Source organism: Bdellovibrio sp. CKG001 (assembly GCF_055397465.1).
Window position 1 is genome coordinate 3,146,093 of record NZ_AP029173.1, and the last position, 22,647, is coordinate 3,168,739.

Annotated in this window: 17 protein-coding genes; 7 read left to right on the plus strand and 10 right to left on the minus strand. The window is 48.7% G+C overall.

Annotation, left to right across the window (positions count from 1 at the left end):
- Positions 1 to 51 precede the first annotated feature (51 nt).
- Both ACZ50P_RS14820 and ACZ50P_RS14825 read right to left on the minus strand, forming a co-directional pair.
- Complete coding sequence (locus ACZ50P_RS14820; RefSeq protein ID WP_464132051.1) at positions 52 to 648, minus strand: hypothetical protein; 597 nt, start codon at positions 646 to 648, stop codon at positions 52 to 54.
- On the minus strand, positions 645 to 1,979 hold the full coding sequence (locus ACZ50P_RS14825) for a hypothetical protein (RefSeq protein WP_464132052.1): 1,335 nt from the start codon (positions 1,977 to 1,979) through the stop codon (positions 645 to 647). Before ACZ50P_RS14825 ends, ACZ50P_RS14820 begins: the two co-directional genes overlap by 4 nt.
- Before the next feature lie 172 nt (positions 1,980 to 2,151).
- Between ACZ50P_RS14825 and ACZ50P_RS14830 the strand changes: the two genes are divergently transcribed.
- From ACZ50P_RS14830 to ACZ50P_RS14840, 3 genes are all read left to right on the plus strand, one after another.
- Positions 2,152 to 4,452, plus strand: a complete 2,301-nt coding sequence (locus tag ACZ50P_RS14830) for an ATP-dependent helicase (protein ID WP_464118502.1) — start codon at positions 2,152 to 2,154, stop codon at positions 4,450 to 4,452.
- A gap of 70 nt (positions 4,453 to 4,522) precedes the next feature.
- Complete coding sequence (locus ACZ50P_RS14835) at positions 4,523 to 5,017, plus strand: hypothetical protein (RefSeq protein WP_464132053.1); 495 nt, start codon at positions 4,523 to 4,525, stop codon at positions 5,015 to 5,017.
- A 256-nt stretch (positions 5,018 to 5,273) separates the two neighbouring features.
- Entirely contained in the window at positions 5,274 to 6,722 is a 1,449-nt protein-coding gene (locus tag ACZ50P_RS14840; RefSeq protein ID WP_464132054.1) for a HAMP domain-containing methyl-accepting chemotaxis protein, read from the plus strand.
- 51 nt (positions 6,723 to 6,773) lie between these two features.
- On the opposite strand, the gene ACZ50P_RS14845 is transcribed toward ACZ50P_RS14840, so the two are convergent.
- Positions 6,774 to 7,607: a flagellin N-terminal helical domain-containing protein gene (locus tag ACZ50P_RS14845; protein WP_464118505.1), complete on the minus strand. Its 834-nt coding sequence runs from the start codon at positions 7,605 to 7,607 to the stop codon at positions 6,774 to 6,776.
- Between the two features lie 278 nt (positions 7,608 to 7,885).
- A complete protein-coding gene (locus ACZ50P_RS14850) occupies positions 7,886 to 9,082 on the minus strand; it encodes a KamA family radical SAM protein (protein ID WP_464132056.1) in 1,197 nt (398 codons plus the stop codon).
- Positions 9,083 to 9,413: 331 nt separating this feature from the next.
- On the opposite strand from ACZ50P_RS14850, the gene ACZ50P_RS14855 reads away from it, so the two are divergent.
- Entirely contained in the window at positions 9,414 to 10,802 is a 1,389-nt protein-coding gene (locus tag ACZ50P_RS14855; protein WP_464132057.1) for a hypothetical protein, read from the plus strand.
- Between the two features lie 62 nt (positions 10,803 to 10,864).
- On the opposite strand, the gene ACZ50P_RS14860 is transcribed toward ACZ50P_RS14855, so the two are convergent.
- From ACZ50P_RS14860 to ACZ50P_RS14870, 3 genes are all read right to left on the minus strand, one after another.
- Positions 10,865 to 11,242 (minus strand): hypothetical protein, encoded by a 378-nt coding sequence (locus tag ACZ50P_RS14860; protein WP_464132058.1) that lies wholly within the window; start codon positions 11,240 to 11,242, stop codon positions 10,865 to 10,867.
- A gap of 168 nt (positions 11,243 to 11,410) precedes the next feature.
- A complete protein-coding gene (locus tag ACZ50P_RS14865) occupies positions 11,411 to 12,790 on the minus strand; it encodes an alginate export family protein (RefSeq protein WP_464118513.1) in 1,380 nt (459 codons plus the stop codon).
- A gap of 10 nt (positions 12,791 to 12,800) precedes the next feature.
- Positions 12,801 to 13,445, minus strand: coding sequence for a co-chaperone GroES (locus tag ACZ50P_RS14870; RefSeq protein ID WP_464132060.1), 645 nt, complete (start codon positions 13,443 to 13,445; stop codon positions 12,801 to 12,803).
- Positions 13,446 to 13,558: 113 nt separating this feature from the next.
- Between ACZ50P_RS14870 and ACZ50P_RS14875 the strand changes: the two genes are divergently transcribed.
- The gene (locus ACZ50P_RS14875) at positions 13,559 to 15,847 is read left to right on the plus strand and encodes a transglycosylase domain-containing protein (RefSeq protein ID WP_464132062.1); all 2,289 of its coding nucleotides are present in this window, start codon (positions 13,559 to 13,561) and stop codon (positions 15,845 to 15,847) included.
- A 129-nt stretch (positions 15,848 to 15,976) separates the two neighbouring features.
- Positions 15,977 to 16,813 carry a DUF6279 family lipoprotein gene (locus ACZ50P_RS14880; protein WP_464132064.1) on the plus strand — a complete coding sequence of 279 codons (837 nt, stop codon included), beginning with the start codon at positions 15,977 to 15,979 and terminating at the stop codon, positions 16,811 to 16,813.
- 8 nt (positions 16,814 to 16,821) lie between these two features.
- On the opposite strand, the gene ACZ50P_RS14885 is transcribed toward ACZ50P_RS14880, so the two are convergent.
- Positions 16,822 to 17,802 carry an MBL fold metallo-hydrolase gene (locus ACZ50P_RS14885; RefSeq protein WP_464132066.1) on the minus strand — a complete coding sequence of 327 codons (981 nt, stop codon included), beginning with the start codon at positions 17,800 to 17,802 and terminating at the stop codon, positions 16,822 to 16,824.
- A gap of 47 nt (positions 17,803 to 17,849) precedes the next feature.
- A complete protein-coding gene (locus ACZ50P_RS14890) occupies positions 17,850 to 18,137 on the minus strand; it encodes a 2Fe-2S iron-sulfur cluster binding domain-containing protein (RefSeq protein WP_464132067.1) in 288 nt (95 codons plus the stop codon).
- Between the two features lie 167 nt (positions 18,138 to 18,304).
- Here ACZ50P_RS14890 and ACZ50P_RS14895 point away from each other — a divergent pair, with 167 nt between their 5' ends.
- A complete protein-coding gene (locus ACZ50P_RS14895; RefSeq protein WP_464132068.1) occupies positions 18,305 to 20,275 on the plus strand; it encodes a hypothetical protein in 1,971 nt (656 codons plus the stop codon).
- Positions 20,276 to 20,404: 129 nt separating this feature from the next.
- On the opposite strand, the gene ACZ50P_RS14900 is transcribed toward ACZ50P_RS14895, so the two are convergent.
- Entirely contained in the window at positions 20,405 to 22,615 is a 2,211-nt protein-coding gene (locus ACZ50P_RS14900; RefSeq protein WP_464132070.1) for an ATP-binding protein, read from the minus strand.
- Between the last annotated feature and the right edge of the window lie 32 nt (positions 22,616 to 22,647).

Genomic DNA, 22,647 nt, shown 5'->3' on the forward strand with positions numbered 1-22,647 from the left:
CGCTTTTAAAATTCCTTAAAGAAGCCTCGCCACAAGCGGGGCTTTTTTATTTTATAAAGGCAGAACCAAACCCAGGCGCAGAATAACGCCGAAGACTGGATTGGGATCAAAATCAGGGCCCATCAAAGCCCGAGTCTCAAGAGCCGCCGAGACGCCACCATAGCGGCCGGTCATAAACATCTCCAGGCCAGCACTTGCTCCGCCCATCACTTTCATTCCGGTCTTGTCACTGCGGGAGGAGCCCATGAAAGTCGTAATCACTTCCTCTTCATAGCCCCCCAGTCCCGCCCCCAGATACACAATACCACGCATATGCTCTTCGGCTCCGGAAACCAGATTGTAACGCCCCCACATCAACAAGTCCTTATGCTTTCGTTCAATGGACGAGGTGCTGTTGCCGGTCTCATTAGAAAAATGACTGTATTCAAAAAGCACACTGTAACGACTGCGGTGATAGCCCAATCCGAAGTTAACAGGCTGACGGCTTTCAAGATCCTGGGAATTACCCCGCTCATAGCGCATTTCATAGGTCAGGGGATACAGAGCCAGCAAAGACACGGTGTCTTCAGCTTTGATCTTCATGCGGGATTCCTGAGCCCCAGCCCCTCCTGATATCGCCAGAATAAGTAGTACGATAAGAATTCTCATTCCACAACTTCCTGAGAGCTGATGGTGTTGGATTCAATACTCAAGCCCGACGCGTTCTTCTTGCAGGAATATCTTGTGTTGGCCTCATCGGTGGAATCATTCATAACACCAGCCAGGAATTCACATTCTGCCTGCTTCATTTCCGGAAGTTCCTTGGCAAAGCTCATGACATACTTTTCAGCAGGATAGTAGGGAGCTTCACCTTCAATCAGTTCAGTCTTTAAAGTGCTCAACGTGCGCAGAATCACTTTCGCCACGTCCTTGCGGGCTGCTAATGATTCCAGTCCGCGTTCCTTGGCTGAAACTTCCGTAAAACCTTTCAACATGCGGGAAAACTGCGTCCCGATAACATATGCATAGCCAGTCACATAACTTTCAAATTTCTTGGTATCACCGGCTTTATAGAACACCTGAATGCTGTTTTTAATTGTGGTTGCACTTGGCAGTTCGTAAGTCGCAAAGACTCCATCCACATTCATGGAACGATTCATTTTTTCTTTCGGCAATGACTGTGCGATGAAGTCCGGATTTCCGGTGTACATCCAACCCCAGTAATCCGCCAGGCCTTCGTTCAGACCGCGCAGCATTGCTTGGCGATAGTATTTTTGCAAAGAAGCCTCTTCCAGATCAGCCCCTTCAATGTCAGAAGGCTTCAGCCGGCCTCTGGCAGTCAGATCTTCGGCCACAATCGACGTTGTTCCAATGAAGTTCTCAAGAGTGTGCGCAGTGGCTTTGGTTTCAGCTGTGTCTTTGATAACCACTTTGTAGAACAGGGAGTGGAAGTGTTCGTGAGCCAGAATTCCGCCATTGATCGCAATCGGCAGACCCGCTTGATTGTATGGCACCACCAGCATGGAATCCGTGTCACCGTCATAATAGGCATTGTTGTTCTGCCCACCCTTGACGCGAACACCGACACCCACGTCACGCGGCCAGCTATTGATGCCACCAGCCCCCAGCTCATCATCCAACTGAGCCAGTCGCTGAGTGTGGGCATAGATTGCCACCAACTGCTGGGTCATCTCATTTGCCGGAATAAACTCGCCCTCTGGGTTTTTGATAAAACGGCTGACGGCCGGGCGGCCCGTGAGTTTGCCTTTCACGATTCGAGGGCTCATAAAGAAGCGCACAAATTTACCGGACACGGTTTGCAGATCACTGATCCCTAACAAATCCACCGTCTTTAGCGCATATCCTGATTGGGAATCCGACTGTGGAGCCAGAACACGGACCGTGCCTTTTTCCTCGGCCGTTTCCGACTGAGGAGCGCAGGCACTTAAAGTCCCGACAGCTAAAATTGTTGCGGTGATCCGGCTAAAAACGCGCTTCACAAAGTCCTCTCTAAGCTCTATAAACGGGAGGGTTCTCTCGCTCACTTGACTTATTGCGTTATAGTTATAGTGAAAAAACTCCAAAACCTCAATAAAAACTTAGAGATAGACAAACTTTGTCAGTCTCACTACAAGTTTGACAGCCCCGAGAACGCAGGTGAAGGAAGCCGCCATGGATGTACTTGATTTTGTTACCAAAAATCTGAACCCCGCCCAGAAGGATGCCGTTGAAACCCTGGAAGGCCCTTTGCTGATTCTTGCCGGTGCTGGTTCTGGCAAGACCCGCGTTCTGACTCACCGTATGGCCAATATCATCGGTCAAGGGGTGGCCGCCCCGGACGAGATCCTTTGCGTGACCTTCACAAACAAGGCCGCCAAAGAGATGGAGCACCGTATTTACAAGATCCTGTCTGACATGGGCGCCATGATTCATTCCCAGCTTTGGATCAGCACTTTCCACAGCTTCTGCGTGCGTGTCCTGCGCCAACACATCACTTTGCTCGACTACAAACCCTTCTTCGGGATCTATGATTCTTCCGATCAGCTCAGTCAGATCAAGAAGGTCATGACGGCTCTGGACATCAACGACAAGATGTATCCGGCGAAGAGCTTTCAAAGCCGCATCAGCAGTGCGAAAATGATGGGACTTTCTCCGGACGGGCTTGAGAAGTCCTCCAAGCGCCTGATGGATCAAAAGACCGTGCAGGTGTACAAGGCCTACGAAAACGAAATGAAGAAGGCCAACAGTTTGGACTTCGATGATTTGCTGCTGAAGACTTACGATCTTTTCCGCATGTATCCGGATGTTTTGCAGATGTATCAGAAGAAGTTCCGCTACATCATGGTCGACGAGTATCAGGACACCAATCACATCCAGTACCTGCTGGTGCAAATGCTGGCTTCTGCCCATCGAAATCTTTGCGTGGTTGGTGACGAGGATCAGTCGATCTACAGCTGGCGTGGGGCGGATATTAAAAACATCCTGGATTTTGAGAAAGACTTCCGCGATGCCAAGGTGGTGAAGCTGGAGGAAAACTATCGTTCCTCTGCGAATATCGTCAATGGCGCCACGGCGGTTATCAAAAACAACTCTCAACGAAAAGATAAAACTCTTTTCACCTCCAACGATGCCGGTGACTTGATTCACGTTCGCGAAGAAAAGAACGAATACGAAGAAGGACGCTTTGTTGCAAAGACCATCCAGTCCATGATGAATGAAGGCGAAGGGTCCTATAACGACTATGCGATCTTCTATCGCACCAATGCGCAGTCGCGCGTGCTGGAAGAACAACTTCGCACCATGGGGATTCCGTATCGCCTGGTCGGTGGCGTGCGCTTCTATGAGCGTATGGAAATCAAAGACATGCTTTCTTACATGAAGCTGTCCATCAATCCGGCGGACGATATTGCCTTGAAACGTATTATCAACGTCCCGGCACGTGGTATCGGCAAGACCACGATCGAAAAGATTGAAGAGTACGCAGCCCATAAAAACCTAAGCATGTTCGAAGCGGCCTTTAAAGCCTGCGATGAACGCCTGTTCAATGCGGGAACGACCGGCAAGATTCGTCGTTTCCTGGAGCTGATGACCGAGCTTCAAGCGAACGCCAAGGACTTCAAGTTGGTGGACTTCTATCATATCGTTCTGGATCGCACCGAATATCTGGCGGCCCTGAAAAAAGACGAATCCCCGGAAGCGCAAGCGCGGATCGAAAACTTGGAAGAGTTGGATAATGCTATTGCTCAATTCGTCAAAGAGCGCGGTGAAGAATCCACTTTGACAAGCTTCCTTGAAGAGATGGCCCTGGTGAACGATGTGGATTCTTTGGATCAGGAACAGAACTCGGTCACAATGATGACTTTGCATATCTCCAAAGGCCTGGAGTACCCTTATGTCTTTGTCGTTGGAATGGAAGAGAATCTGTTCCCGAGTGCTCGCAGCGCTGAAAGCGACAGTGAAGAGGACGTCGAGGAAGAACGCCGCTTGGCATACGTGGGCATGACCCGCGCTCGCCAGAAGCTCTGGCTGACCTACGCAAAAATGCGCCGGGTTTGGGGGCAGGAACAGTTCAATCCGCCATCCCGGTTCATCAAAGAGATCCCGCAGAATTTGATCGATTTCAAAACATCGGCCGAAGCTCCCCGCTTCGTATCCCGCTATGGCTCCAGTTCTTACGATTCAGACTTTGGCGGCGGCGCTGGCAAGTGGGGCAACACCGGCGGCGGAGGCTTTGAGCGCAACAAAGCCCGCAGTCAAAGCTATGATGATGTGCAGGACTTCCCGGACTACGATGGGGACAGTTCTGGCGGCGCCCCGTTTTCAAAAGGCATGCGCGTCCGACACCCCACCTTTGGGGTGGGCACTGTCTACGCAACGGAAGGCACTGGCGAGAACTTCAAGGTCAGTGTCATGTTCACGGACAATACGGTGAAAAAGTTTGTCGTTAAATATGCCCGACTGGAGCGCGTCTAAGCGCGTTTTGGCTTGCCAAAAAAATGAATCATGACAGACTTCTTTGGCGTACAAACTAAAGGAGTCTTAAATGAAAAAACTAATCGTGGCTTTGTGCCTATTGTCTTCTTCCATGTCCTTTGCAGCTAGAAACGTGGCTGCCTATTCCGGTAAAACAGCAAGCATCAACCTGGGTATGTCCAGCTCCGCTTTGAACATCGGCGGCAGAATGGAATTCGACAACGATCAGGGTGCCTTGGGCGCTTACATCTTCCTGCAAACTGAAAAGAAAGATGCCAACGTTCCTCAGGTTCTTACTTTCGGTGCTCACTCTATGTTGAGACTTGTTGAAGCCTCCAATGCCACCGCTTATCTGGCGCCAGGTTTTGGTATTTCCATGATCAAGATGGATGGCATGGATGATAAAACTGTTGTGGGCCCAAGCTTCCGTTATGGTGGCCAGTTGAAACTTCCCAACGGCGCTGGCGCTTTAGGTCTTGAGCGCTTCGAAGCGTGGAACTGGTTTGACAGCGACACATTCTCTAGCACAGCCTTCACTTCGGTTGTGTACTCTTTCAATTTCTAATTGCAAGATACAATCACGTTCGCGAAAGCCCGGCACCCCCGGGCTTTTTTTTACCTCACAAATGTTATTCGTCCCCCGAAGATCTCTCCGAGGAAGCTTCACGATCATCTGGAAGATAGCTGGCCGAACAATTCTGTAAGAGGAGAATTCGTCCAGTTCGCCAACGCATTCAAAATGCCGTCAAGTATTAGCTCATGTCCCTAGGGCAATCACCCGATGCGATGTTAAGTTATTTTAACATCTTCAAGGGAATGTGATGATCAAGTCGTGGAGTTTAAAAGCAAAGTTAACATCAATGGGCCTGTTTGTGGCTTTGCTTTCGGCAAGTAGCGGCGCAATCGGATTCTACTTCCTTCACAAAGTCAGTGCCGAATACAAAGTTGTCGCCCAAGACAACCTGCCCTCTTTGAAAGAGCTCGCCGACTTAAGATCCACCATCCGTGAACTCCGCATCCATGTTCGCAGCATAGGCCTGGCAGGAAATTCACAGGAGGATGTAGACCACTATATTGAACAATCCAAAATGCAAATCACTTCTTTCGAAAAGCACATAGAAGCCTACACTCAGATTGACCGCCAATCTAAGAATCGAAAAAGTTTTCAGGAGTTCCTTAAAAGCTGGCAGGAGTTCAAGGAGTTTGGAACCGAGGTCCTGACTCTGGCAAAGGACTATAAAAACAATGAGGACCGGATTGTCACCTTGATCCGCGATATCTGCGAAGTCAAGGCCGCAGCCATCTACAAACCCCTGCTGGTAGAAACAAAATATCAGGTGGACTATGCTGACAGCTCAGCTGGTAATGCTCAGAATGCCGAAGCGAATGCCCGATCATGGGTCAGTATTTTCTCTCTTGTTGCTATCGCACTTGCGGGAATTGTTTCATTCCTGGCTTCGATCTCTATCGCAAGAAGGGTCAAAAATATCTGTGATGCTTTGGCTTTGAATTCCACGGAAGTCCACCGCGCTGCAAGCAACCTTTCTGACGCAAGCTCAACCGTCCATGATGGAGCCAACAAAGCGGCCTCAATGCTGGAAGCAAGCACAGCCTCCATCACACAAATTGAGTCCATTGTCAGAATCAGCAACGAAAACGCCCTTCACGCCAAGCAGGCTTCGGAACAATCCATGACTTCTGCAGCAGATGGTTCGAAAACAGTTCACCAACTGATGCAATCGATGAATGAAATAAACTCCAGCTCACGCAAAATGCAGGAGATCATCAATATCATCGAAGACATCGCCTTTCAAACAAACCTACTGGCACTGAATGCTGCTGTAGAAGCCGCACGCGCAGGAGAAGCTGGCCGAGGCTTTGCTGTTGTCGCGGACGCTGTACGAACCCTGGCGCAAAGAAGCTCTGTTTCGGCCAAAGAAATCTCAGAACTCATAACGGCTAGTGCCCACTCGATCCAAGATGGCGTCGCCAAGGCCGAACAAAGCCAGAATGTCTTAACGACCATTCAAAAGAGCATCGAACAAGTATCGTCCTACAATCAGAATATCGCCTCCACCAGCGAAGAACAAAGAGTGGGCATTCGACAGGTCAGTGATGCTTTGCTCAGCCTTGATTCCACCTCTCAGGACAACACCAAAGCCTCTGAGCAGGTGTCCCAGATTGCTCGGGACCTCAACGAGAAGACCGAGGCAGTGGACCGATTAATCACAGATTTGCGCGATCTGATCGAAGGACATAAAGCAGCATAAAAAAAAGGGGGATCTCAAACGAGATCCCCCTTTTCATTAACGGAGTTTCGGCTAGCCAATCAGCTTGAGTGCCAATTGATTTGCCTGATTTGCTTGCGACAGAACCGAAGTTCCTGCCTGCAATAAAATATTATTTCTAACCATCTCGCTGGAAGCGGCCGCTACGTCAGTATCACGGATACGGCTGTTGGCAGCGGACAGGTTTTCCTGCGTCACACCCAAGTTGTCTGCTGTGGATGTCAGACGATTCTGCAAAGCTCCCAAATACGCTCGGGTGCCACTGACATTTGTCTGCGCATCATCCAATCTCTTCAAGGCTGTTTGAGCTCCCTCTTTTGTAGAGAAGTCCAAACCGTCCAATCCCAGGGCATCCAAAGTAGCTGCGTGCTTACCTGCTTCAAAAGAAATTCGATCTGCAAACGGATCGTTGCCAATTCCCACCTGGAAATCGAAGTTCGGCGCAGAGCCATCCAAAAGCTTCGTCGTCCCCCAAGTCGTGGACTTGGCGATTCTTTGCATCTCGCTGGTCAACTGCTGCACTTCTTTGTTGAGCATGCCACGTTCAGTTTCACCGACCGTATCAGAAGCCGCCTGAATACCCAGTTCACGCAAGCGAACAATGATGTTCCCCACTTCGTTCAAACCACCTTCGGCCGTTTGAATCATGGAAATACCATCGTTTGCATTACGCTGTGCCTGAGCTGCGGAACGGATCTGCGCCTTTAAGCCCTCGGAAATTGCCAAGCCTGCAGCATCATCTGCTGCTTTGTTGATACGACTTCCGGAGGCGAGCTTGGCCATTGAGTCATTAACGACTCTTTGCGCGCCCACCAGATTTCTTTGTGCGTTGAGTGCCGCAATGTTGGTTGTTACTCTCATTCCCATTTCTTACTTCCCCATCAGTCTGTCATCATCATAGCCACGGCCTCCCTGTACAGTTCATCGCCAACATCCGAGTTGACGACTTGTTCCTTACAAAACTTTTCGGGAGTTCAGCTAAGTACTTCACGAGACTATGGAACGAATTTTACCGGTCGTTAACAAGACACGACCTCTGCGAAGGGCTGATTGTTCTACGAGAACTTGTTTTCTTTCCCGGAAGAATACATCTCCGTTGTCTCAGACCGAGAAGACTGTTGGGCGTAGGAAAAGAGTTTTCTTTTTTAAGAAGGACCGGATTTACTGTTTTTCAAGTGCGCCCATTCGGCTTCGTACAAAGAAGCATCGGGCTTGCGGATTCTTTCCGGAGCAGGGCTGATGTACTCGGCTTTGACGCCGTCCCAGCCGACATAATGGCGAGTTCGACCCTCCTGCCCGACCTCAAAGTTCGGAACAAGGTAAGTTTTGCCACCGCCGTTGGGAATATCCAAAGACAGATTCGGCATCGCCAGACCTGACAAATGCCCCCACAGCTCTTTTTGAATTTCCAATGAATCTTCCACAGAAGTTCGCAAATGATCTGTGCCTTGTGACGGGTCACACTGGAACATGTAATACGGCTTCACGCGCAGATATAACAAGCGACGGTTTAAAGCCTGCACCAGCGCCGGATGATTGTTGATTCCATTAAGCAGAACCATCTGATTCATTACCGGAATTCCGTTATCCACAAGCCTTTCCAGAGCCTCGACCGCTTCCGCCGTGAGTTCTGCCGGATGATTGAAGTGGGACATCAGGAAGACAGGCTTATGCTTCTTCATGATTTGCACCAGATCGTCAGTAATACGCATCGGGCACACCACAGGCATACGCGAACCGATACGGATGATCTCGACATGTTCAATCGCACGCAGATCTGTCAAAACGCGATCCAGCTGCTTGTCGCTGACGGTCAGCGGATCGCCGCCTGACAGAATCACCTCGCGCAATCCTGTGTGCGAGCGAATATACGCCAGGGCCTGCTCGTATTCTTCATTACGGATAAAAGCCTGCTCTTGTCCTGTGAAGTGTTTTCGCGTGCAGAAACGACAATAGACACTGCAAATATCCGTGATCAAAAACAGAACGCGGTCAGAATAGCGATGGATCAAACGCGGTGCTGCTTTATTCACACGCTCGCCCAAAGGATCCAGCATCTGCTGATCGCCTTCTTCGATTTCAAATCGATGTGGCATCAAAATCTGGCGCAACGATTGCCCGTCGGGACCTTGCTTGGCAAGGCTTGCATAATAAGGCGTCGTTCGAACATTGAAGAGTTCTTTCCCACCGACAAACGCCGCTTTTTCATCTTCGTTCAAATCGAAGTGAGCCGCAAAGTCATCCTGCGTTTTAAGTGAATGACGAAGCTGCCAGGTCCAATTATTCCAATCGGATTCTGCAATAGATTCTGGGCGCGGGCTTCGCGGGAAATGAAACTTCATGGCTGTTTTATGAAGGAAATGGCTCTATTTAGCAAGGAGAAGGCCCTTTACCTTGCAAAAAGTGACCGAAAGGGGCGCTTTTCAAGGGCCGTCACAAAGTCAGCCCTTACTGTTTTAACTATATGAAAATGCGCGGTTTTTTGTGGTTCTCAGGCTGGGACACCACAAGTTTTACAGTCGTCTTCGGGCCCATGTGCTTTCTCAACATGAGAACCCTTAGGTATTTCATGCGCTTAGAACCTGTGGCACAGACACCCCCTTTTGGCCCGGCCTTCGCTTTACATCTGAGTAGATAAAAGGGACTGGATGTTCCCTTCACACAGGAGGACTTATGAAATTCACATACCCACAAAAGAAATGGGTTCTGACAACGGCCTTACTGGCTGTTTTAGGTGTTAATGTATCTTTCAACTCTCACTCTGATGGGATTGCTTCCGCAGACTTCGCTTCCACAAGCGGTGATCTGATGGAAAGCAAGGTGTACACTGCTGACGGTGTTATGCCCGTTAAATACATTGATAATGGGGATGAGGAAGTCCTGGCCTTGGTTCCAAAGAAGACAACTGAAGGCAAAATCTGCACAGACAAATGCGGATATGACACTATTACTTTGAGTGTTAAGAACAAATCCGACATCGATTCTCTAAATGTAGAATTGATGAAGCAACTTGCCAAAGAATCCGCCGCTTCCAAAAAGAAGGTCGTAAAGAAAGAAGAAGTGGAGGAGGATGCAGTTGAGGCCACCGAAGAAGTCGCCGAGAAAAAGAAAGTCGACTATTTCGCTGGCATCCGTCAGGCATGTAAGAACTCTGACTCTGATATAGAGAAGACCGATTGCTATGCCGAAAGACTTCCGGATCTGCTTGAAAGTAACAAAAAAATTACAACCCAAGAAGCAAATCAGTTCTTTACCAAGGAAGTTCAACCATCGTTGTTGCGCTCTTTGTCTCAGGGAAGAAATGCAGCGTACTTTGCTGCGCATGCAGCAAATCTGAACAACCCAGCGTTCAACACGTTTGAAAACAGAGAATTGGTTGCCGAAGGCCAAAGCAAGCTTGCTGAAATCCTAAGCAGCTATGAAAAGTTCATTTCGAATATGCCAGCATCGCATGAAACAATCCGCCAAAAAGTATTTATCGCCCAGTCAGAGATCCTAAAATACGAAGCTTCTCTGCATCAGGACATCGTGAATAGAATCAAGGCCTCAAAGGATCCTAATGAGACCGCGGCACTAATCGTTGAAAAAGATAAAATCCAAATTGGCGCTTCATCCCTTGCAAACTCTTTCACAACAGCCAACAACGAGGCCATCTCCGCAGGACAGTTCATTGGTAATATCAGTGATGCTAATGCAAAAGCTTATCGCGAATTATTGTCACGTCTAAATATCGAAGCTGCCAACATCCACTGGGGCACAACACCAGCAACTCAAGTGACCGTGCCAAGCATTGACCTCAGTGCCCGAATGCAGAATCCAGGTCGCGGTGCTAATATCGGTGTCATTCCAGGTGTGACCCCTGTACAGAACTCCCAGATCGGTGTGATTCCTCAACAAGGGACAACAACTGTTCCAGCAGGAACCAATCCGGTATCCACCAGAACTGGAGCGACACTCTCGGCACCACTGACTACAAGCGGTGGCGGAGTTTCCTTCGGAACACCTCGCGAAGCGACAGCGGAAGCTCTGCAAATGAGACAACAGATCCGCGGTCGTCAGTAATTTGTACGAATGAAAAGTAGATTTGATCCTCCGAAGGGCCCACGACGGGCCCTTTTTTCTTTTTAGCGCATCATCACGCGCAGGCGAACCGGCTCTCGGGGACGCAGAGTGGACAGGTACATTCTAACGTAGCGAACCTTGGATTTTTGGAACATATCGGTTTGCTGCATTCCGAAGCGGTAATCGCCTTCCAAACGCCAAGCTGGCAGTGACCACCCGTTTTCTGTGATGACTTCAGCCCTTTGAATGCGGGCGCCACCTGGATTCATCACTTGAACCATGATTTCTTGATATTCGACCTTGCTTTTACGCAGAACGATCTGCTGATACACAGGATAGTCGGCAAAGATTGTTTCATAGGCCACTTCCGTCCAAGCCTGAGCGGAAGAAGTGAAACCTGAAACCCATAGAAAGACCGCCGATAGAGCGAAAGTTTTCATAGATAGCCTCCTGGAATCCTGATCTTACAAAGATCCCAAAGCTTGTCTAGAATGTTTTAAGGCAAAAAAAAATCCCGGGGGACTTTCGCCCCCCGGGCCCTGCTCACCACCAAACAAGATGTTTCAAGTAGTCATCAAGCTGTCGTACAAGTTGCAATCATGCTGTAATCAAAAGCTGATGGCGGCTTTAGATGCAAATCCAAATGTAAACCCGTTTTCCAGGTTGTCATTGCCGTTCTTCCAAGCTTCGCCTGGGAACAACAATCCGACCTGATTCACCCACTGGATACGATCACTGTGTTTGTAAACCACGTCGATATCCCATTCTAGGCCCAGATCTTTTGAAGAATCAACAGAAGAATTTTGGGTTTGCATCAATTGTGCATACACCAAAGTGTTACGAAGATCGATTCTTTCGGACCAAGCATAGTTCACGGACGGAGCCAAGTACATCGTGTTGCTGATAGATTCATCATCCGCAGAATTCCCGATGCTCATTGTGCCGTCTTTAACCACATTGGTGTTCAGGAAGTCTTTTTGCCCCAAACGTTGGTTGAAAAGAAGCATTGCCACGTCATAGTTGCGGTTGAAAGCATATCCACCAAAGTCATTTGAAGAGTCATTCCCTGTTGCCATACCCAAACGAACTCTGTAGTCCCATTTGGATTCTTTTGCCGGAACATTGAATTCCATCGCCAACCCATAACCGTTCAAACCGATGTCTTTCGTGCCATTTGTCACACCTGTTTCACCGGATTGGAAACCCGCTTCGAATTTGAAGTCGAAGGAGTCAAAACCACGACCCAAGACGAAGTTGGTTCTTTGTACGTTCATGTTGGAATTAACACTGTCGCCACCATAAGCAGCAATTTGATCCGCAGAATAGTTCAGTGCCTCTTTCACACCCTTGGTTGTTTCCTGATAGATACCAAGAAGAGACTTGTTTTCTTCGCTTTCATACTGAAGCTGGAATCCCATGGTCGTAACAGATCCACCCTGACCAAAACCTGTGGACTGCTTACGTCCAACAGATGGCATAAAGAACCAGTCACCCACGACAATTTTGTAAGCAACCACGTCGCGAGTGTCGTACCAGTGATCAAACATGCCCTTGCCAGAGCTGTAGGTCATGCCCAAACCGAAATCAAACGGCGAACGACCCACGATCAGAGCGCCGTATTCTTGGTTCACAGTCAAATACAACTGGCTGACCTTCACATCCGCAGAGCCCTGGTTGTTAGAGTTGGCAGGCGCACCTGAGTTCAATCCCCAGATATCACCCAATTGAGAATTCGGATACGCCTGACTGTTCAAAATATCGAAGCGGGAAACAACGTTCACGCCATCCGCCGCGATTACTTTCGGACTCAGGTAAAGATAGTTGGTACCGTAGGCTTTTCTTTCTGTCGGCGTCCCCAAGGACGGACGATCCACCTCTGTCCATTCAAAACGGTAGCCGCCGCTCCAGTCCAAAGACATCGCATGAGCCGCTGGGGACAAAAGCGCCACAGAAAGACCCAATGCTTTCAGAAGATTCTTGTTCAACATTTTCATTCCTTTACTTAGAGACAACGCCCATCACGTCGCCTTCGCGCAGGATGATGAGGTCTTCGTTTTGAATTTTGATTTTAGTACCGGCATATTCAGAGAAAACGACTTTGTCGCCCACCTGAACATCCATCGGACGCAAATGGCCTTTTTTGTTGATGTGACCACGTCCAGCCGCAACGACATAACCTTGCAGGTTGCCGGAGGTGTCCGCCACCGTATCAGGGATGTACAATCCGCCCGCAGTCATCTTTTCCGCACCAGAAACCTGAACAATCAGACGATCATCCAACGGAGTCACAAAGTTGCTAAGATCCAATTTCTTTGCCGGAGCTGTGTTTTTGATCAAATGAGCTGTCGGCATAGCCACCGTTTTCGGCGCCACAGACTTCTTCGCTGCTGCCTTTTTTACAGGAGCTTTCTTAGCCGCAACTTTCTTTGGAGCAGCCTTCTTGACTGCTGCCTTCTTCACCACGGCTTTTTTCACCGGCTTTTTAGCGACCGTTTTTTTGGTGACGGACTTTTTCACAGCCACCTTTTTAGGCGCCGCTTTCTTGGTTGCGGATGATTTTTTTACGGGAGCTTTTTTGGAAGGCGTCTTTTTAACGGCCTTTTTTACATTGGCTTTTTTTGCAGAAGATTTCTTCTTAGCCACAAACAATCCTTTCACAAAGGCAACTTAATGAAAAACATTTCAAAGGTTGTTCAGCAAGTGAGTTTCGTACTACGCTGTTATCTATGTTGCGACCACGATTAAAGACTATTTTATTGGCTTTTACAATCCTTCTGACGCTTGTAATCATCTGCGGACTTGGGGTTGGTGTCTATTCCTACTTTGCTCTGGAAAAGGAACTTGTCTCCAAATTGGAGTCCAAGAAGTTCATTGTGCCGACCGAGTTCTATGCAGCTCCGCCGACTTTTCAAACACAAAGTCTGATTCAAATTAACGACGTCGAAAAACAACTTTTGCGTCAGAACTACCGCCGTCGAGATTTTGATCAGCGGATTCTGCCGGGGGATTACTTTATTGCCGATCGCGAACAGTGCGCAGCCCGCCTGCAAGTCGGCCTTGATGAAAACCAAGAGGCCTGTATTGGTTGGGTGACTCAAGACACACCGACGCAAAACAGTGACAGCTCCTTGCAGGTTCTGGTCATTCAGAAGGACCGCCTGATTTCTCGAATCTACAAAGGTGCCCCCTTTGTGGAGGTTCACGAGGCACTCAGCGAAGCCCCACTGCTTGCTCAATATATCGGCAACGAACCCTTGATGCAGAAGACCGTCAGCCTGGGGGAAGTTCCCCCCATGTGCTCAAATGCGATCATGTCCATCGAAGATGCGCAATTCCTAGAACACGGAGGAGTCAGCATCAAAGGCATCTTCCGCGCTTTGGTAAAAAACATCACCACCGGTCGAAAAGCTCAAGGTGGCAGCACCATCACCCAACAGCTTGTGAAAAACTACTTCCTGACCAGCGAACGTACTTTAAAAAGAAAATATCAGGAATTCATCATGTCCATTTTGCTGGAGTCTCGCTTCAGCAAAGACCAGATTCTGGAAACCTACCTGAACATCATCTATTTGGGACAAAATGGCGCCTTCCAGGTTCGTGGTTACGGCGCGGCTGCACGTTACTATTTTGGCAAAGAACTGTCAGATCTTAACATCAGTGAGTGCGCACTGATGGCGGCTATCGTCAACAGTCCGGGCCTTTACAACCCGTTCAAAAAACCGGTCAATGCGGAACGCCGGCGCCATCTGGTTTTGGATAAAATGAAAGGCTATGGATACATTTCCGAAGAACAGTTCAACGAAGCCGATCGCCAACCTTTGCCGGGGGCCCCACGAAGCACGGCCTCTGAAACCGCCCCTTACTATCTTGATGCTGTTCGCAAACAACTGGCCAGCCAAGGCATGAATCCCGACGGACTAAAAATTTACACCGCTTTGGATCTGGAGGCTCAGGAGGTCGCACAGGACTCTTTGCGCAATCACCTGGAAAATCTTGAAAAGTCCAACAAACACATCGCTGGCTTGAAAGCCAAGGGCAACATCCTGGAAGGCAGTGTGCTGGTTGGCAATAACAAGACGGGTCTGGTCAGTGTCGTCGTCGGAGGGCGTAACTTCCGCATGACTCAGTTCAACCGCGCCATTGATGGACATCGTCAGATTGGCTCCATCATGAAACCGTTCGTTTACCTGACGGCCCTGATAAACAACAACCCCGAAACGGATCAACCCTATACTCCCATCACTTTGCTGAACGACGAAAAGTTCACATACAAATACGAAGGGCAAGCTTGGTCGCCAGATAACTACGGCAAAAAATATTTTGGCTCGGTTCCGATGTTCTATGCTTTGAAAAACTCGCTGAATGCTGCAACATCGTCCCTGGGTTTGGCGGTGGGGCTTGGAAATATCATTGATGTAACCCACACCATGGGGGTGACCTCCGAGCTGAAATCCTTCCCGGCCATGACATTAGGGGCCTTTGAAATGTATCCCCGGGAAGTTCTGCAAAGCTATATGAGTCTGGCGGCCATGGGGCAAAAACCCGCCCTGTCCTTCATTCGCAGGGCGCTGAATTCTGATGGTCAGGAAGTCTATGTCCACAACCCGCGTCCGACACCAACAGTTGATCCTGCAGCGGTGGCAAGTCTGGTCAGTATGATGAAACAAACCATTTTGTCCGGAACCGCCCGTTCCATCACTTTGAATGGCTTCTTCAATCCCGCCGCAGGTAAAACCGGAACAACCAGTGACAACAAAGATGCGTGGTTTGCGGGCTTTACACCTTACATCACCACCGTGGTGTGGGTGGGTTATGACAACAATCTGCCGCATAAGTTGACGGGCTCCAACGGCGCCGTGCCCGTGTGGACTCAGTTTATGAAAAAAATGGGGACACGCTTCCCTGCCGATGACTTCCCTTGGCCGGAAAACACCGAAAAAGTAGTGCTGGATCAACAAACTCTGGAGTCCCTGAACGCCTACAAGGAAGGCGACCCGACACAAGTGGAACTCATTTTTGACAAAGCCAAAGCTCCGGACCTTTGAACGGAAGTTTCTTTTTTTCGCCCGGATTCAACTCCTTCCTCTGATACGCTCTTAGGAAGGAGTTTACAAAAACCGGGTCCCCCATCTTGATTTTACGCCGTCTGAAGAACTCGCAAGCAAAAACATTTCATGAACAGAGTGCTGGCTGCTGTTTTATGCCTTGGATTTCTGGGCTTAACCGGTTGCAACCAACTGGGCCTGGCTTTCCGCTGGGCTGACACCTACATCGCCTCCAAGGTCGACGACTACTTTGACATTTCCTCCAAGCAAAGCGCCTCTTTAAAGGACGGCCTCAAGAAAGATCTGAAGGACCTCAAATCGGACCTGATCCCTCAGTGGGTCGCCCGCTTTCGCAGCATTCAATCCGAGATGAAAACAGGGAATCTGAATCCCGAACGCACTCAGTTTTATTTCGATTTGTTCATGAAAGACATCGAGCATATCAATGGCCGGTTCTCAGACACCGCCAATGTCTTTATTTCGAACACCCAAAACGACCAACTGGAATACTTTGCCAAAGCCTTCCAGAAAAAAACACGGGAGGATTTTGAGAGGTTTCAAAAAACCACTCAGTACCGCAAGGACATGCGCGAAAAATATCTGGAATACTTCGAGATGTTTCTGGGCTCACTCAACAAAGATCAGCAGGCCCTGATCGACGCCCATTTAACCGAGGCCCCATTCCCCGGAGAACTCAAGGCGCGCAACAAGGCTCACATCATCTCGCTGTACCTTCAGGGCAACAAGACGGCTGAAGCCCGTCGCCAGTTCCTGAAGCAATACTACAATGATCCGACAGCCCTGAATTTGCCCGAATACCAGAACGCCTATCAGAATTATCAAAATCAGCTAAAGAAGCTGGTGATAGAAGTGATGGTCACCCTGACCGAACAACAGAAAAGAAACCTGATTGAAAGTTTGAATGAAAAAACCGCTCAGCTGGAGCGTATCGCCAACGCGGGTTAACGCCCGCCTTAGATTTTGATCTCGAATCCTTCGTAGGCAAAATCCCAATCCACTTCAGGCAAAACACCTTTATTGGCAGAAGCAAACCGCTGCCGGGATTCGTAGTATTCCCGGGTCTGACGCTTTAATTCCATGACATGCTCAATCCGTGCCCCCGGATCATGATGCGCGAACAACACCTTCTGAATGCCTTCACGAAGGGCAATATCAAGTCCCACCTGAGCCGCACTGTGCCCCCAGTTGGCCTTCTCCGCCAGCTCGGGAAGAGTGTACTGAGCATCGAAGTACATCAAATCGACATTCTGATAAAGCGGTAAATCCTCACCCAGCTCCTCACGAGTAATACGGGTCCCCTCCGTATCCACGCAGTGAGCATAGGCCTTTCCACCAGACTCGACCTTCAACCCCCAGCACGGATCCGGATGATCCAGCTTGTAAGGAGTTAAAGTCATATCCTCCAACTGCACGGGCTTGCGCGGCTCCATCACATGGAAGAAGATCTTGGCCTTTAAAGCCTCAAACGGCACAGGGAAGTACGGACGACAGAAGATCCCACGAATCAGCTTTTCCAGTTCCGGCTGCACAGCATAGTAATGCACCTCGCAACCAGGAATAAAATGTGGAGTAAAGAATGGCAGGCCGATCACATGATCCCAATGGAAGTGGGTCATGAAGATATGAAAAGGTCCTTTGGCCCGGCCGGTTGTGCCGGTCATAATGCGCTCACTGAGATTGCGGATACCGCTGCCCCCATCCAAAATAATCTGCCCTTTGGCACTTTGGATTTCCACGCACGTTGTGGCAGCTCCATAGCCTCCGACGTTAGGGACTTCAAGGCTTTGAATGTAACGGGAAATCTGGGACGGGTCACGATAGCCGGCAGAGAAGAAGTTCCTTAGAACTCCTTCTACATGGTACGTCCAATCCGTCGGTGGAGGAGCGGAAGGTAATGAACCTCGTACGCCCCAAAATTTAATCGTGAGAGACATATATGGTTAACAGGATGAACTGTTTAGAAACACGAATCAAATACATATTATCTGGTCGGGCTTTTGTCGTAATTCACTATCACCCAATCAGACGATGGTTGGGCCTGACAGGTGCGAACAACTCGACTTCCCTCGTGGTCTTCTGTTGTTGAGCCCGTCTCAATGACCGCCTCACAGGTTCCACAGTGCCCCTCTAGGCAGGAATATGGGGCGTTCAACTGGTTCATCAGTGCAATGTCTAAAAGACTGCGTCCAGTCTCCCCTTCGACTTCTATCTCTTTTTTCCCGATTATATATGTAATCTTCATGTAAATATCACAGCACCCCCCTGACATGAGGACAATCCCTTTCTAGTGCTGGGCATAATTTAGGCAAAACCCCCTGATGTAGAGTTTTTGCTTTGTGTTTTATGGGAATCTTTATTATCTGTCTTGCCGAACTGTAACGCATTTTTTATCGAACAGTCGTTGCGGTTTCGTTCATGGATGTAAAAGGAGAGCTTATGATGCTCAAAAAAAGTTTCCTGACGGCTATCTTGGCCGCAGGAGTTTCTATTCTGACCTCAGTTCCTGCTTCTGCGGGCTGGGAAGTTCTAAAACCTGCCAATGCCTGGGAAAAAATCAAAAAAGAAGTCGCCAAACAAGAAATCGGCGGTTCTTTGACTTTGGTAAATGCTGACATCATTGACGGTATTTCCACTTCTCTTCGCTATAAAATTGAATCCGAACCCTCTTATGTGGACGGCTACTACACGCGTATTGATAAATACATGATGAATATGGGTGTGAATGTCGGCGATCTGATCAACGACATGGATAGCCCCATTAGCTTTGGCATTGATAAGGGCACTGAAATCATCTTCGCCCGCCAGTTCAAGTCCCAGAAAGACTCCCTTTTGTCCCTTCCTTACACGATGAGAAATCTGCCCCTGACAGCAGAAAAAGCCATCACTCGTCTGGTTCCGGGCGATTTCGTGGCTTTTGAAGGAAAGTTAAGCCTGGTTCTGTCTTTGGGTTACGACACTCTAAAAGGGACCTTTGAAGCGGGTGCATCGACCCACGCTTACTTGTCTGGCAACTTCATGGTTCATATGTTCCGTATGGCCGACAACAAAATGCGCGTGAAACTGATCGCCGTACGCGGTGAGGGTGTTGGGGCCAACGCCGGTGTTGAAATCGAGGACTTTGAAGTTCTGGGTATCAGCGTTCTGGATAACCGCCTGGAAAAATGGCTGAGCTTCACTCCCCTAAAGGCCTCCACAGGCCTGGGTAAAAACGACGTGATCATGCTCGACTACGTGTTTGATCTCAACAACCCTCAGGCCGCACAAGCCTACGACAGCCTGCTGCAAAACAAAGTTATGTTCAAGGACGTGAAGATCCTGAATCCGCTGGCTTCCCGCACAGACCTGCAGAATCAACTTCTGGCAGACCTTTCCGACGTTGAGCAGATTGCTTTGGAAGACTCTACCATTCCTGCACAACAGCGCCGCATTGATCGCATCTTCAAAGGTTCTTCTGAAGGGATGTATCGTGATGCCAAGACCAAGTTCAGCCTGAGCCTGTTGAAATTTGAAGCTGGCCGTGCTTACGGGGAAAACAAAGTTCTTTCCTTCGACAAATACGATCAGCAGCAATACTTCCTTCTGGACACTTTCTCTAAATTCAAAAAGAGCAAGATCCTGTTCGGTTTGTTCGGCGAACAGACACTGAATACATCCAATCTTCTTTTCACTGCGGACAGCAAATGGGCACCGGCTCGATTTGTGACCCTGACTTCAAGCAACGAAATGAAAATGCGTGATGTTTCCAAACACGACTTCCGCGAAATTCAAAAAATCGTGCAAGAGACCATCGGCGACAAGGAATTCAACAAGATTCCATGGAACAACTGGTCTTTTGCCAACGGCAAGATCGTAAATGGTTACTTCAAGCAGGAAGTCTTCTTCAACCCTGAGGCACTGAGCATGCTTCCGAATCTGAGCAAGGAAGCCCTGTCTGTACGCTTTGAAAAATACATCGCCAGCAAGACCCGTCCGCGCTCTGGCCCGTCCATCCGCGCTATCATCCCTAAGGGCTCTATTGCCAACTGGGTGGCGGCATTCACTGGTGACATCCGCCGTGTGGGCGCACGCCTGGCGGTGATTGTTGATCCTAAGACGAGTGTTGAAAAACGCTTTGAGGCCTTTGATGACCTTCAGGAAATGGGCATCTGGAGAGAGCGTGGCATCGGCTTCCTGATGTCTTTGATCCCGGAAGCGTCTCAGCACCAGCTTCTGCGTTACGAGATGGTTCTTTCTGCCAAGGGCGTAACTCCGATCCAATATGGTTTCGGTTCCTTCGCTGAAGAAAAGCTATACCGCTCTTTGATGTATATCCAAAACATCATCCACAACCGCAGCTTCGACCTGCGCCTGTATGCTGATGAAAATGGTGAGTTCCGCACTCACACAAAACCAGCCCCGCTGATGTAGTCAAAGAAGCTAAAAACCCGACAGAAGATGTCGGGTTTTTTTTGGTTTATAAATCGGAGCCATCTCTATCAAAGGAAATGCTGGTCCTTGAGTCGGATCCAACGGCTATGAATAGGCCCCAGCCTATTTCTATAACGAAGCGTTTTTTCTCACAAAATCGACTTTCTGAAGCTGGTTTCTGCTGACCAGAAGAACTCCTCGTTTAGCGGCAAGATCGTAAACCTCTCGATTACCAACCAAAGCGGAACAAACAATCACCCTATCAAAGCGATCATTGGAAGCCGCATCCAAAAAATCAAAAGCGGTGTCGCTATCACCTTCGACCAACAGTTCAGAAATAACTGAAATTTTTCCCGGGTTTTTCCCTAAGAATTGTCCTGCCTCTGCAAAAGAGTTGAACTTTTCCAGCTGAATGCCCAATCTGACCAAACGTTCCGAATTGGCGGCAAGAAAGTCTTCTCCACCAATCAGGTAAACGGTCCCAACAAGAGAAATCTTAAGCAGCTCAAGACTTGTCGGAATCTTTATACTGAAACAAGCGCCCGATGAAACATTATCACAGAAAATACTTGCACCATAGGATTCCAACTCTTCTCTGACCTGGAACAAGCCCAGACCTGTACCACCAGCTTTGCCAAAGGTTGCCCGTGGTTTAAATAGCTGCGAACGTATTTCATCAGCAATGCCTACTCCATTGTCACTGATGAGCAAAATTATGTAGTCACCTTCCTCTCTTGCCTCTAACCGCAAGACGGGGTTTGTTTGAGCCTGAGCACAGGCATCAATTGAATTTTGGAACAAGTTACTTAACGTTCTTTGCAACGAATGAAATGGAATTGCAACACGAAGATCCCCCACACTGTTTTCCACTTTTAGAGAAGGGCAGACTTTCACGAAGGATGCAACCAGGCTGGATACCACATCGTTTACAGAGGCGTCCTGAAGATCGCCAACACCGTCTCCCTTGCGAAAGCGCATGAGTGTATCTTCCGCGATAAATTCAATTCGATTCGTCGCATCTTCAAAAAGCCCGCGCACTTCTTTTGAAACATCCTCGCTAAGATATTTGCCTACGATCCGTAGAGCCATCAGGGGGCTGCGAATATCATGGGAGATTTTTGCCGAAACTCGCATATGAGCTTCCGAAGCAGCGGCCAGAATCATCGCTTTTGACTTCATTCTTTCATCGACTGCTCTGGCTTCACTCTCATACTTTTCCTTGGTCTGTCGGGTGATCGTTCTGTGGTATCGCACAGGCAGAATCAAGTATTGCGCAACCATTCCCACCAAAGTCACCCGCGCTGAATCCATCTCAATAGAGCCCCAACGAAACACCATTGCTCCGACAAAAAGATATCCAGCAATCATCAGCAAGCTGACAGGTAAAGCCTGTTTTATTGGCAAGAAAAACACGGCACCAAGAACAGCAGCCAGTCCAATAAAAATCCACAACCGCTGCAGCAAAAGAGTCGGGCTTTTTATATATTCTCCCGAATACCAGTTGGTCATATAGTTCGCGACCAGTTCATAGTCAGCAGTAAACTCTTTTTCAATATCGTAACTCCCGAACCATTTCAAACGACCATTAATGCCCGGAGTTGAATTGAAACTGTATAACCAAAGTGTGCCCACCAGCAGGGCCTTGCCTTTGAACTGAGCCGCCACTTTTTCAAGTTCATTCAGCGAGGACACCTTCTGAACGTTCCATTTTTCCCGCGGCCATATCTTCATAAAGACCTGGATCGAATCCAAGTATTCAAAAGTTCCCTTAAAGTCTGCGGGCTGCAATGACTTGCCAGCAAACTCACGGATCTCCTCACCCGCATAAACCGGATTCGAACGATCACTTCCAAAGTACAGAACTATCCGACGTGAAACTTTATCAAAATAAGAATCGTGCGAAAGTGTGAGGTACAGCCTCTGCTCCTCTGGAATTTTAGAAACAAATCGATTGAAGCTGGTCTCTTTAAAAATGGTTCCATTTGTAAAGAAGCGGACCTTCCTGTAGTCGCTTTCCGCAGCCAGATGTGGAATGGTCACATCTACTTTTTCAACCTCCCCTGATGACAGCAACAACCCCACGGACCGAGGCTCTGACCGGACCAATATATCCAGGATATTCCGCAATCTATTTTCAGAAAAGGCATAGGGAGAATCTTCCTCCACATCAGCCAATCCCGTGACGTCCACTAAAACAAAGGGATTTTCGGGAGGATCTCCGTTCATCAAAATCTGGTGCCAGTCCAAAAAGAAGTTATCGGCCGACGGCCACCGCACCGTGGCCGCCCCCCAAGCAAAAAGACCGCAAACCAGAAAGAAAATAAGGTATTTTTTGAACATCAAGCCCCGCAGTTGCCGCAAACAGATAATAG